We start from the raw sequence: 13,317 nt of genomic DNA on the forward strand, positions 1-13,317 counted from the left end.
AACTCATGCTGCCTTTTTATTCCCCCCAGCGATTTCAATTATCTTTTGTTTTCACCGTTACTCTCACACCACTATATACAACCACCTCCGTTTAAAATCACCACAATATAAAGCAGCCATCAACAACAACGCACAAAAATGCTAATCATTAATGTCAATATCACTCGATAAAGCAATGAGATCCCTATCACGGTTGGTTATTACGGTTACAAATGTCCTATAAAAGCGTCGTTTCTCTTCTATCTTGCTAACGATGAACTACTTATATTGAGCTCATTGCCCAAGCACTAGATTATTTAACAGCAGGAGACACACATGAGAGTTGTCGCGATTACCGCATGTCCAACAGGGATTGCACACACTTATATGGCAGCCGACAAGCTCACTGAGACAGCGAAAAAACTCGGGATCACAATAAAAGTCGAAACCCAAGGAGCCATGGGAATTGAAAATCGCCTCACCGACCAGGATGTTGAGCGTGCTGATATTGTTATCCTCGCCGCCGATATTAATGTCGAGCAGAGTGACCGTTTTACAAAACATCGCTGTCTAGAAGTTTCTATTCAAGATGCATTACAGCATCCACGACGCATTTTTTCTCAATGTCAGCAACTGTTGTTAGCTCACCAATAACATTAAATAAATTTAAGGCGTATTATTTATGACTCACCAATTTCAGTTTCAATGTGTCTTACCTAATGGTATCCATGCACGTCCAGCCAACCATTTAGAACAACAGTGCCGTCAATTTGAGTGTCAAATTACACTAACCAATCACCGCACTAATAATTCAGGTGATGCGAAAAGTGTGTTAGCATTAGTGGGTACAGATACGCTATTAAATGATAACTGCACTTTACACTTTGAAGGCGCAGACAGTGAACAAGCGTGTCAGGCCCTTCAAACTTACATTGAACAACAATTTCCACATTGTGATGAAGCATTAGAAACGTTATCGGATGATAGCGAAATTGTGTTACCGCAATCACTACTTCGCCACCAGCCACAATTAATCACCGGTAAGCGCCTTGCTCCAGGCATTGGTCACGGTGTATTAACCGCAATGAGTCAAATTGATCCGCAGCAATTTGCAACAGCAGCACACGATGACAATGAAGCCCAACGTTTTGAGCAAGCACGAGTACAAGTAAGCGCTAACTTAAATCACACCATTGCTAATGGCTCACACCACGAACAAGAAATTACCAGTGCTCACTTAGCAATCATTAACGATTCAAGTTTCATTGATGGTGTCACAACGCTGCTAACCATCCATTCTACTGCCAATGCTATTTTAGCGGTGATGGAAAAGCTGTGTCATCAACTTGAGCAGTCAGCAAGCAGTTACTTACGTGAACGCGTACTGGATATCAAAGATGTCTCGATTCAGTTATTAACCGCGGCTTACCCTAACGTATTGGATAACCAAACTGCATTTTCGCTACAACAACCGAGTATTGTTATCGCGAACGATTTAACCCCAAGTCAATTTTTAGGGCTTGATAAAGCATTATTGCAAGGCTTGGTATTAACCCATGCAGGCAGTACCTCACACACGGTAATTTTGGCGCGTGCGTTTAATATTCCAACCCTTTCTGGTATTGAAATCAAAGAGTGTGCAGCGGCATTAGATCATCAGGTTTATCTTGATGCTCAATTAGGTGTACTGGCTATAGAGCCTAGCATCGAAGTTAGCGGTTACTTCAATCGAGCGATCACTTTAGCAAATACTCTAAAGCAACAGCAAAGTTTATATGCCCACCAGCAAGCGACAACGGCTGATGGCCATACTATCGAAGTCGCTGCCAATATTGCTTGTTCAGTTGAGGCAGATAATGCCTTTGCACAAGGGGCTGAAGGTATTGGTTTATTCCGTACTGAAATGCTGTTTATGGATCGTCAACAAGCACCCGATGAAGAAGAGCAGTTTAATCATTACTGTGAAGTACTCACAGCAGCCAATGGTAAACCGGTGATCATTCGTACCATGGACATTGGTGGCGATAAGCCGATTGATTACCTTGCCCTACCCCATGAAAATAACCCGTTCTTAGGTTACCGCGCGGTACGTATTTACCCGCAGTTCTTGGCACTGTTCCATACCCAATTAACCGCGATTTTACGTGCCTCGGTGCATGGCAAAGCCAAAATCATGATCCCGATGATTCAAAGCATTGAAGAGATCCGTTGGGTTAAGCAACAGCTAGAAATTGTTAAACAACAACTGACCGTCCAAAACATTGCTTTTGATGCTGATCTGCAATTAGGTATCATGGTTGAGATCCCATCAGTAGCATTCATTGTTGATTTGTTCTGCAAAGAAGTGGATTTCTTTAGTATTGGCTCCAACGATATGACCCAGTATTTATTAGCCGTTGATCGTGATAATGCCAGCGTATCAAAACTGTATAACAGCTTAGCCCCTGCTTTCCTGCGCTTATTGAAGCAAGTGGTTACTACCGCGCATACTCATGGTAAATGGGTAGGCTTATGTGGTGAGCTTGGCGCAGACAGTAAAGTATTGCCATTATTAGTCGGTGCAGGTCTTGATGAAATCAGTATGAGTGCACCGAAAATTGCCGCCACCAAAGCACAGTTAACCGAGATAAACTTCGCAGATAGCCAAACGTTATTTGCAGAGGCATGTGAGTGCGCCACTATTGAAGAGGTTGAAGCTCTACTTGAACAGCGCCACGCTCAAGCACAAGTTAAACCAATATTAGTTCAGCAATGTGTATTTAAAACCGCAGATTTTGCTAACAAAGAAGAAGTGATCCAAGCACTGGTCGGTAACTTGGGTATTCAAGGCCGTACAGATGAAGTGTATAAGCTTGAAGAAGATGTCTGGGCACGTGAAGCAGTATTCTCTACCGGTTTAGGGCATGGCTTTGCGATTCCACATACTAAATCTGACCATATTCGTCATTCAAGTATCAGTATTGCGCATCTGGATAAGCCGATTGATTGGATGTCAGATTCTGGTGAAGTTGATTTCGTTATCATGCTAACGTTGAATAAAGACCAAGGCGATCAACATATGCGAATCTTTGCTGGTCTTGCACGTAAGCTTATTCATGAAAGTTTCCGTGACAGTTTACGTCAGGCTGAATCACCAGAAGCAATTATTGCGATTATTACCGAACAAATTGGTTTATAAATCTCAACACAGCAAAAAATCAGTGAGATAAAAATCAGTGAGATAAAATAAAAATAGCCCCGTAGTTGCCATTAAAACAGCAACTACGGGGCTTCGTTATTTTACGCTACTCGTCTATTACTGTCGCAACACATCAAGCGGGAAATTATCACTAGTGTCAGGTTGCTGATCATTATCATCATCAAGATCTTGTATATCAGGAATAGTATCGTTATCGCTATCAGTAAGATGAGTACGTGTAATTATCTCATAGGCAATACCGCCATTGGCTTGGTTAGCATTGTCATCGAGTTGCATCACATCAAGTTGATAGATACCACGAGTATTATCAGTAATTGCCATTGGATCAGCTTTAAACAGCAATTTAACTTCCCCTTCATTTAAACCTTGATTATTAGAGGTCACAACAGCATTTAGATTACGAATAATATGCGGCAATTGGGTGATCGTTTGCCATTCATCATTACCGGTAAAGTTAACTAAATTGATCTGTAATTGCCCACCTTGTTGTAAAAACCGTTGCTGCTCTGCGGTACCAATTTGAAGAATGATCGGGTTACTATCTTTAGTAATACTACGGGCAATAAAGTTAATTTGTTGAGTTAAGTTGGCTAATAAATCCACCACATTCATATTACGCCACGCAATATTATTGTTATAACGAGTATTATAATTAATATTACTGGTTTCAGGATTGGTCATTGGATCTTGTGGATTAACCAAGCGAGCAATTAAGCAGTAGTGTCCCGTACTTGGTGGTGTCCACCCTACTGTTGCCGCTATATCAGCGCCTACGGCTAAACTACCAATCGTATCGGTGCCTAATAAGGTCCAATCTGCTGGCCATGATAATCCCGTCGCTGCGTGTGCCCAATACACTTCAACTGTGGTATTAAAGGCTGTCGCAGCACCGCGATTTTTAACATTGACATTAATCTCATTCGGTTGACCATACTCTGGGTTTTGATGACCGCCAGTACTCCCCACCGTGGTACGATTCCAAATGGCTTTACTGCGCCACATACTCTGCCCAACCATATTCGCATCAGGCTCATTACCGGTATCTGGGGCGGTGCCAGTGTAATCATAATGGGTATCTTCAACCCACACATCAGCAGTAACATCACAAGCCGCTGGAATAGCAAAGCCATTAGTAACACTTAGACTATTATTACTGACCGACGTCGCATCAACACCTAAACCAAAATCAGCAAACGCTTGCCACACTAAACACACATCTTCACCAGAGTAATTATCAATCGCCGCTTGAATAACGCCATCACGAGTATCAATAAAGCTTGGCGAACAAATAGTATTTTTTAACCCTTCAGTGAAATATAACAACGCGCGCTGATTACCACTGCCACCGACGGCATTATACAAGTCGCTATCAAACCCATGCTCATTCACCAATGCCCAATACACTTCCCAACCCGCCTGCGCCCATACTGAGCCAATACCATGCGGCACTGACATACCAGATGTAATACTTTCATAGGTATAATTATTAATCGCAGGATCGGTACTGTATTGTTGCGGACGAATGCCAGCCCCTGTTATTGGTTGTCCTAATACATAGGTTCCCATACCACGCGGATCGGCACCTGTCATACCTGCAGGATGGGTTAACATGATGGCGTATAAATCACTGATCCCTTCTGAAGGACGCTGATAATTACTTAAGCAATTCACATTCGTCGGCCCACCAACTAAACGATTAGAAATACCATGGGCATATTCATGCACAATAATCGCACCATCATAATCGCCATCACGATCAGGGGTAGTTAAATTCCATAAATACATTTGCATTCGAGGTCGGCTGCCATCTGCGGGGGTATAGAAATTAGCATTGTTATAGCCACCACCATCTTGTGCTTCAGCACGAACATCATCACCGCCAAGTCCTGCGCCACCATATTGATTGACTTGAAAATTACCCGATGCCTGATCAAAGCCATACAAATAAGTAATATCGTGAATAATATTATTCCAGTAGAACAAATTAGCGGTAGCAGCATAACTACTGTCAGCTGGCGGTAACGCTAAATCCAATGGAAATAAACAATTAAGCCCAGCACCACAATCAGGCTCAGTCCCTGTTGGTGAGCCACTATTATTTGAGTCATTATACGCATGAACGTTATTACCGCGCATAATGGTATATTCAGCGCCAATGCTGGCATCGAGATCATGCCATTGCCATGGTGAACCCGGGTTTGCTGCTGGATTGGTCATTGTTTGACGCGCATTCAGTGGCGTGGCGTGATTTGGCGATTCAACTGGAATAGGGAAAGCTTCATAGCTGTCACTATCAACTTGGTCAAAGAATGCCAGTACATCACCATTTTGAGCATCCACCAGCATTTGATAAACATGACGTTGGTCGTGGGTAAATAGAATAAAGCTCCATGCTAGACGTAATTGATCGCCTTTGACGGGAAAATACACCAGTGTGGCATCAATTGGTTCTTTCGAGGCGGTCGTTGCCGTTAACGTGGTTTTTTGATCGTCACGACTAAGATCTTCACTGTCGATCTTTGGCTGATGAATCAGGTTGATCCCGACTTTCCTCGCACCATTAATGATAGCTTGTTGTACTGAAATCACTGGCGTTGCTTTGTTAACAATGACCTGATCAACCGCAGGTGAAAAATCATTGTTAATACTTAAAATACGCCCATCTCGATTGACATTGACTTGCAGTAAAGCATTAAAAATATCACGCCCATAACGTTGTTGCTGAAAGTAATACCGTTGTGAACCAGTGGCTTGGGTTTGGCGAACTTGCTGAATCACATTAGTAAGATCGGTATCGGATAACCGCAATAAGTCACGCTGCTGATGAAGAAAGTCCATTACCACCGTTGCTGTCGATTTAGCAGGCTCCGCTTCAGTTAAATAACCCGTTTTATTATAGATAACCCGCGCGACACCGGTTTTTTTATCGTAATCCACATTCAGAGTCGGTAGGCGTTGACTTAATGTCGTTTGAGCATTTACCTGTGTGGTGGTAGGAGTAATATTTACATTGGCAGTTGAAGCGACTCGCATATCATAATTAGCCGTTTCAATATGATCGGTGGTGTCTTGTCGTTGGGATAAATATAAATCAACGTTATTAATACTTAATGGTGCCGCCGTCACTGCTTTTTGCACCATAAACCCAATTGCTTGCGCTTTAATATCATGCGCACCAACTGTAGTGGTAAAGACCAACGCACCATCGGTGGTAAAAGCATCTTCTCCTGTAGTGCCTATAGGGATTGAAGCATCATCAATATAGACTTCAGCACCTTTAATTGGGTTACCATTGGTATCATAGACATTGACTATAAATTGAGCATTTAACGCGGTACTCACATCAACTTCTGAATCATTAAACGTCACTTGGCAGCCAAGAGTTTTATCTTGTTTGGCTAAAACAAAGTTATCCGATGTACAGCTGGCAAACGCACTAACAGCGGTCTGACTACTATCATCAAAGAATTTAAGCGTTAAATACAATGCTTCACTATTTGCATCTGCAAAACTTAAATTTAATGGCACTGTCACTTGATAAGCCGTATTGGTACTGGTTGGAGGATTAAATATAATTGCATCATCAAAGACGATCATACTATCAGGGTTAATCACTTTGAGTTGAGTACGTAAACTATTAAGCTCATTGACATAATTGACAATATTGGTAGGAATTTCAATGGTTAGATTAGTCGTATCGCCTTGAGAATTAAAATTAAATCTCGTGATCGCCATTAATGGCACAATGTCATACTGCAGGCTGGTGGTCGTGGCATCAATAACCAGTGGTGAATTAGCAAGTGCAAGCTTACCTAGATGTTTATTATCATCATAAAAATTGACCCCTAAATTATAATTACCAAACGCAATATTGAAATATAAGTCTGACCGTGATGTCGCAGGATTAATCGCAAACTTCATCTCGGCAGCACTATCAATCTCAATACCGATGATAGGATTATTCAACGCTAATAAATTTAATTGAGCAGGATCAATATTAAAAAATAGTTTTGCCATTTCAGGATTAATGGATATTTGAGTATCAATATTACCTAAAACAGGGCTGACCACCATATCAACCAGCGCATTATCACCCGTAACCTCGGTAGTAAACTCACCATAATAGGTTTGTTCATTATACTGTAAATTAAGCACAAAATGATAATTAGCTGGCGTTAATCCTACCGTTGTTGCCGACGATATTTCAAAACTGTCTAAATCTAAGGACGCTTTCCAATCAAACTCTTCCGTCGTATTTTCATCTACATTAGTAACGGTTAACTTACCCACGACTAATATAGGTGCTTGTCCATTCTTAGCCGTTACTTGATTATTGTCATTTAAGATTTGGAACGCACTGAATTTAGGCGAGAAATCAACAGTCACCGCATCTACTTTTGAGCTGCTATCATTACAACCAATAATCGATAACAATAAACACAGTAAAACCCAATAATACAGCCTTTTCATAATGCGACCTTCTCTAATTTTTACTTATAACGTCAGCCAACCTGACATAAGATAAAATTATAGAGAGCGTAAATTATTGATTACGTCTTATTATAAAGACTGCCATTTAGCCATCCAAAAAGTATCGCCCTTACCTCACTATATAAATGCCCCAGATCTCATTCAAAACGTTCTAGCGTTTATTGGTTGTTTTACGGCAGCTTTTAGCTAGTTCATCTCGCAAAAATCATCAATTATTGTCATTAATAAATAGTTAGCATTTCCCTTAATTACTCCCACCGCTTAAATATAAGGAAAGAGTAATGCAAACAGGTTATTGGGCAGTTGATGCTTTTATTATTGCCAATATCACATTGTGGATCACTGTCTGCGGTATTTTTATCTATCAACAGTATTCCCACGGTGGATCATTGGTTAACCAATCAAATAGTAACCATTCAAGGAATATAAAATGACCCCTAAAACGCTTGGATATACCACGATGATTGTTTCTGCCACACTCATGGGCTGTGTTGGCTTATTTTCTCGAAATATTAATACCAGTGGGGATGTAATCGCATTTACGCGTATGTTGGTTGGTGCGATCTGTATTTTTGCCATTATGTTATACCAAGGTAAAGGTCAACAAATAAAAAATATTAAACTGACCCCCGCTGTCATTACAAGTGGCGTCTGTTTAGGGTTATGTCTCGCCGCTTATGTTTCTGCGACCCAATATACAACCTTAGCCAATGCGGTATTTTTAATTTATACCGGCCCTGTTTTCTCAACTATTTTAGCGGCAATTTTCTTAAAGGAAAAAATATCCGCCTTAACAGCATCAATGTTAACCGCGGTATTTATTGGCTGTTTATTTATTATCGGCATTATTAGTTATACCCCTCAGACAGGGCTAACGTTGTCGCTGTCGTTTTCTAAAGAGAATATGGTCGGTGATATTCTGGGATTAATGTCAGGTATCGGCTATGGCCTGTATTTATTCTTTAGTCGTTACCGGACCGATATTGGATCAGACTCTCGCTCATTATTTAACTTTTCATTTGGTGCGATAGCAATTGCGATTTGCTTTGTTATTAATCCACCATCATTAGCAGCAATGGATGGCACCTCATGGTTATGGCTACTTTCAATGGGATTCTTTATTGGCTTTGGCGCATTATCACTATTAACCATTGCCGCTAAGCATTTAAAAGCTGCTGAACTGGCCTGTATTTCTTATTTAGAAACAGTGGTTGGAGCTGGGTTAGGTATTCTCGTCTTTAGTGAATCACTAACCGTTCTACAAGCCATTGGTGGTGTACTCGTTATCGGTGGTGGTATGGGAGAGATCGTGATTAATATCATCAAAAAACAGACATTATCTCATAAGCCGCAATCTCACAAACCCCATCCGCAATCATAAGGTGACACTATGAATACCTCACTCAACTGGGGCTTACTATTGGTGACCGTGACTATTATGGTCGGTTTAGCCCTTTACAGTAATAAAGTGATGCACAGTAGCAAGGATGAGGGCGGTTTTTTATTAGCTGCTAACTGTTTAGGTCCTTTTGTTGGGGCCTCTACTATCGTTGCTACGGCCTTTTCGGGGTGGGGATTCATGGGATCCCCTGGGGTTGCCTATAAATATGGAGCGATTGAACTGTTAGGTAATTTTTTCTTTGCGCCCGCGATGATTTTAGCGGTCCTTTTTTGTGCGCGATTTCTCCATCAAAAAGCGCAAACTATGGGTACATTGACAATAGCTGAATATATTGCCGTCAGTCATGAGGGTCCACAAAGTGTAAAACGTATTACCCAAGCATTCTGTGCCATTATCACCATTGTGTTATTACTGATTTTTCTAGTGGGACAAATTAAAGCATTAGGGTTATTAGCAGGACAATGGCTCGGTATCAGTCAAACAACCGCCTCGTTTATTATGGTAGCGATCATTATTCTCTACACCTCTATTGGTGGGCTGGCTGCGGTTGCGTTTACGGATACTTTTATGGTACTCGGGATGTGTTTATCTGCCATTATTATTATGGTGACTATTTTTACAGATTTACCGCCACAGGTATTAATAGAACAACTTAATGCTATTGATAAAAACTTGTTAGATCCGCAAGATTCAGGCCCTTATGGAAGTAGTCGCTGGCATGTGTTGATGGTGCTGCCCTATGCGTTTATCTACAGTGCAACCCTGCCTTATATGTCGGTGCGATTTATGGCGTTTGCGAATACCACTAAATTGCATCATGTGGCCGCCTATATGACCCCAATGGCATGTTTATTAAGCCTTGTGCCTATTGTTGGGTGTTATATTCGAGTAAAAGTCCCCACCCTGACCAATCCTGACGATGCAATGCCCGTCTTTCTTACCCAATTCCTGTCGCCCTATTTATCTGCAATTGTTACTTTATTTATTTTATTTGCAATGAAATCAACCGCAAATTCAGTCTTACACGCTATTTCAGGGGCGGTATCGCATGATTTACGTCAGGCACTATGGCCACATTCATCACTGACGGCAAAGCAGCTATTATTACTTAATCGCAGTGCTGTGTTTGGGCTCGGTGGGCTCGGGTTTATTATTATGCTCTTTGCACCACCATTTATGTTGTCCATGCTAGCCATTTTAGGCTCGGGAACATTGATGGCGGCATTAGTCGCACCAACCTTATTAGCCCATTGGTTACCCGGTAATATTTATGCCGCACTCAGTGCATTAGTGATTGGTTTTTTTAGTGGGTGCTTATTGTTTGTTGAGTTTCATCTAGGCTGGGTTGAAGCCCCTCTTTATGCTTCATTATTAGCATGCTGCAGTTATGCACTAGTAGCAAAATGTAGCCAATATCAATTAATCGCTAATTATTTACGTTAGCCTAAAACCGAGACATAAAAACAACAAGAGAATAATGTTTGCGTTATGCTCTTGTTGTTATAGCACAGCTTCGGTTTGCCATTGATGAAATTGTTTTTGCACTTGGCCTTGTATCGATTGTGAATGACCAATATTTTCCCGTAACGCAACGTGATTGGCTCGATAATGCCGAGGGGTGACATGCAATAATGTTTTAAATTTTTCATTAAAGTTTGATAACGATGAAAAGCCTACTTCTGCCCCGATATGAGCAATACTCCAATCTGTCGACACTAAATATCTTGCTGCTTGTTTCACCCGCTGCTCAATTAAATATTGCCGAAATGTCACACCAAGATGAGTATGAAAAAACCGCGAAAATGTACTTTCAGCCATGTGTAATTGCTGGGCAACAATAGTCACTGTCAGTGGCTCAGCAAGATTGGTGGCAAGATATTGCAGCACACTATCAATACGATTTTCAGTTCTTTTAGTGGTAGAAAAAGCAAGCTGATGGGTTTCTAATATTTGACTAGGTTGTGTTTTTGTTAATTGATCAAGTAACATTAATATATTAAGCAATTGCTTAAAATCAAAAGTATTCTCGATGTTATCCATAATCTCAAATAATGGGTCTAACCACTCACTTTCAAATAATAACCCTTGTTTTGCATGATCTAACATATTTTTTATTTTACTAAACTGCACACTATCAATAAACGTTTGGCCTAATGCATTTAGTCTAAAATGCAACACATCTCCTACACAAATCTTATTATTATCAATATTAATTTTAAATGGATTAAAAGGTGCTAATAATACTAATTGCCCTACTACTAATGGTGTTTGAGTTGATGATAAATGTAATATACAGCCATTTTGTTTAGGACGAATCAATATATAATCAGCGCCAAAAATAAAATTCTTATTTTCAGTTAATGGTTGTAAATCAAACATTAAAAATTTAGGTGTATTTGCTATTATCTTCTGATACATAATCCCCCCTTTTTTTATGCCTCCATTATTACCACTTTATACGACAGATCTAGATGGTTTAGTTGAAAGTGGGCGGCTATTCACTGACACTATATATCCTTTTTTTAAATATGTGATATACCATCTAAGTTTTTAAGTAATAACTGAAATAAGCATACTCATAATGCCATAAATATCATCCTTACTGATTGTTTTTTATTCTTCATAATAAAGAGTTGTAACAACCACGATAAATTCCACTCTCAGCATATAATCGACATTTATCGGCAGAACTTCGCTATAAAATGCATTTTAAAGGCGCATTATAAATGTATTGAAGAGCACAACATAAAGCCTTTAATAGCGAGAAGCAGCGACATAACACATTGTTAAATAACAATAATAAACATCTATTATCGGGCGTTAAATAAACAATGTGTCAATAAACACTGTTTCAATACAACGATTCGTTCTCATGGAGAATTGCAATGAGTATTTCTAACGACTTTTATCCTAATGCTTCTTTACCTCTTGAGCGTAAAGAATCCGGTGTACCTTATGTTAGACCTGGCTTACATGTTGAATCTTATAATGATTTTGATCCTCTTCGCCATGTCATCGTGGGTATTGCTGATAACCAACATATTCCAGAAGCTTGCCCTGCGAGTAATGAAAAAATTCCTGCAGACTCTCCAATGCGTGGCAGTAAGGCTGGTCGTCGTACTCAAGAATCTATCGATCGGGCTAATGAGTGTTTAAATGGCTTTGCTCAGATCCTTGAAAATCGCGGTATTATCGTCGACCGTCCAGGGGCAGTTGACTGGCATAATAGTATCAATACACCTGATTTTTCAATTAGTTCTGGCTTTGGTTGTATGCCGCCTCGTGACTGCTTGCTTACCATGGGTAAAAGTATGTTAATGGCACCGATGAGCTTTCGTAGCCGCTATTTCGAATATTTGGCATATACCGATCTTCTTCGTGAGTATTTTGAATCAGATCAACAATGTATGATCGAACAAGCACCACGCCCACGTTTATCAGATGATAGTTTCCGTATGGATTATGTCGCCGCCTATGAATATCTATCTGATGAAGAAACAATGGCACGTTCATTAAATAAAGAATACAGCACCAGAGAGACCGATATTTTATTTGATGCCGCAGATGTGATGCGTTTAGGGAAAGATATCTTTGTTCAACATGGCCTTACTACTAACTTAGCCGGTATTCACTGGATCAAGCGTAAATATGAACTAATGGGTTACCGTATTCATACATTAAGCTTTGCTGATAACCATCCGATTCATATTGATGCAACATTCTGTCCTCTACGCCCAGGACTCATGTTACTCAATCCACATCGACCATTATTTGCTGGCCAACGTGAAATTTTCGAAAAGAACGATTGGCAGATTGTTGAAGCCGTTAAACCTGCATGGGATAACCCTCCACCTCTTTGCTATTCAAGCACATGGTTATCAATGAATACATTAATCATTGATCATAAAACTGTCTGTGTTGAAGCCAGTGAAAAAGCCCAAATGGAGCAATTTGATAAGCTTGGCTTTAATGTTATTCCAGTCGATTTACGTGATGCTTATGCATTTGGTGGTGGTCTACATTGTGCAACGGCAGATGTATGGCGTGAAGGTAAATGTGAAGATTATTTCCCTAATCAATTTAGCGGATCACATAATATTGAGCATTGGGAATACTAATTAACTCTCCATTTATACTTTTATATTCGCCCCTTAATTGCAATATTATTAAGGGGCTTTTTTATCGCTATAGTTTATTAAATCAAGCATAAAAAAAGAGCTAACGAGGGCTCAAAAATGTTATATCA

Annotated in this window: 8 protein-coding genes; 6 read left to right on the forward strand and 2 right to left on the reverse strand. The window is 40.2% G+C overall.

Features of this window, described 5'->3' with window-relative positions:
• The first annotated feature begins 315 nt into the window (after window positions 1-315).
• Together BTO21_RS16585 and ptsP are read left to right on the forward strand one after the other, a co-directional pair.
• Entirely contained in the window at window positions 316-633 is a 318-nt protein-coding gene (locus tag BTO21_RS16585; RefSeq protein ID WP_045028449.1) for a PTS fructose transporter subunit IIB, read from the forward strand.
• A 28-nt stretch (window positions 634-661) separates the two neighbouring features.
• Window positions 662-3,157: a phosphoenolpyruvate--protein phosphotransferase gene (gene ptsP, locus BTO21_RS16590; protein ID WP_045028450.1), complete on the forward strand. Its 2,496-nt coding sequence runs from the start codon at window positions 662-664 to the stop codon at window positions 3,155-3,157.
• 117 nt (window positions 3,158-3,274) lie between these two features.
• Here ptsP and BTO21_RS16595 read toward each other — a convergent pair whose 3' ends face one another.
• The gene (locus tag BTO21_RS16595) at window positions 3,275-7,648 is read right to left on the reverse strand and encodes a M36 family metallopeptidase (RefSeq protein WP_105026919.1); all 4,374 of its coding nucleotides are present in this window, start codon (window positions 7,646-7,648) and stop codon (window positions 3,275-3,277) included.
• A gap of 302 nt (window positions 7,649-7,950) precedes the next feature.
• Between BTO21_RS16595 and BTO21_RS20120 the strand changes: the two genes are divergently transcribed.
• Genes BTO21_RS20120 through BTO21_RS16605 form a run of 3 tightly spaced genes read left to right on the forward strand, consistent with a single transcriptional unit; the run spans window position 7,951 to window position 10,514 of the window.
• Complete coding sequence (locus tag BTO21_RS20120; protein ID WP_156731383.1) at window positions 7,951-8,103, forward strand: hypothetical protein; 153 nt, start codon at window positions 7,951-7,953, stop codon at window positions 8,101-8,103.
• The gene (locus BTO21_RS16600; RefSeq protein WP_045028451.1) at window positions 8,100-9,050 is read left to right on the forward strand and encodes a DMT family transporter; all 951 of its coding nucleotides are present in this window, start codon (window positions 8,100-8,102) and stop codon (window positions 9,048-9,050) included. The genes BTO21_RS20120 and BTO21_RS16600 overlap by 4 nt, the downstream gene beginning before the upstream one ends.
• 9 nt (window positions 9,051-9,059) lie before the next feature.
• Window positions 9,060-10,514 carry a sodium:solute symporter family protein gene (locus BTO21_RS16605; RefSeq protein ID WP_045028452.1) on the forward strand — a complete coding sequence of 485 codons (1,455 nt, stop codon included), beginning with the start codon at window positions 9,060-9,062 and terminating at the stop codon, window positions 10,512-10,514.
• A 57-nt stretch (window positions 10,515-10,571) separates the two neighbouring features.
• On the opposite strand, the gene BTO21_RS16610 is transcribed toward BTO21_RS16605, so the two are convergent.
• Window positions 10,572-11,489 carry a helix-turn-helix domain-containing protein gene (locus tag BTO21_RS16610; RefSeq protein ID WP_045028453.1) on the reverse strand — a complete coding sequence of 306 codons (918 nt, stop codon included), beginning with the start codon at window positions 11,487-11,489 and terminating at the stop codon, window positions 10,572-10,574.
• A gap of 467 nt (window positions 11,490-11,956) precedes the next feature.
• On the opposite strand from BTO21_RS16610, the gene BTO21_RS16615 reads away from it, so the two are divergent.
• Window positions 11,957-13,189 carry a serine/threonine protein kinase gene (locus BTO21_RS16615; RefSeq protein ID WP_045028454.1) on the forward strand — a complete coding sequence of 411 codons (1,233 nt, stop codon included), beginning with the start codon at window positions 11,957-11,959 and terminating at the stop codon, window positions 13,187-13,189.
• Window positions 13,190-13,317 lie beyond the last annotated feature (128 nt).

The organism is Photobacterium phosphoreum (assembly GCF_002954725.1).
In the GTDB taxonomy this organism is placed as follows: Bacteria; Pseudomonadota; Gammaproteobacteria; order Enterobacterales; family Vibrionaceae; genus Photobacterium; species Photobacterium phosphoreum.

Excerpts from the sequence above, each read along its gene's own strand:
- BTO21_RS16585 (WP_045028449.1), top strand. The coding sequence starts at position 316 with ATGAGAGTTGTCGCGATTACCGCATGTCCAACAGGGATTGCACACACT.
- ptsP (WP_045028450.1), top strand. The coding sequence starts at position 662 with ATGACTCACCAATTTCAGTTTCAATGTGTCTTACCTAATGGTATCCAT.
- BTO21_RS16595 (WP_105026919.1), bottom strand. The coding sequence starts at position 7,648 with ATGAAAAGGCTGTATTATTGGGTTTTACTGTGTTTATTGTTATCGATT.
- BTO21_RS20120 (WP_156731383.1), top strand. The coding sequence starts at position 7,951 with ATGCAAACAGGTTATTGGGCAGTTGATGCTTTTATTATTGCCAATATC.
- BTO21_RS16600 (WP_045028451.1), top strand. The coding sequence starts at position 8,100 with ATGACCCCTAAAACGCTTGGATATACCACGATGATTGTTTCTGCCACA.
- BTO21_RS16605 (WP_045028452.1), top strand. The coding sequence starts at position 9,060 with ATGAATACCTCACTCAACTGGGGCTTACTATTGGTGACCGTGACTATT.
- BTO21_RS16610 (WP_045028453.1), bottom strand. The coding sequence starts at position 11,489 with ATGTATCAGAAGATAATAGCAAATACACCTAAATTTTTAATGTTTGAT.
- BTO21_RS16615 (WP_045028454.1), top strand. The coding sequence starts at position 11,957 with ATGAGTATTTCTAACGACTTTTATCCTAATGCTTCTTTACCTCTTGAG.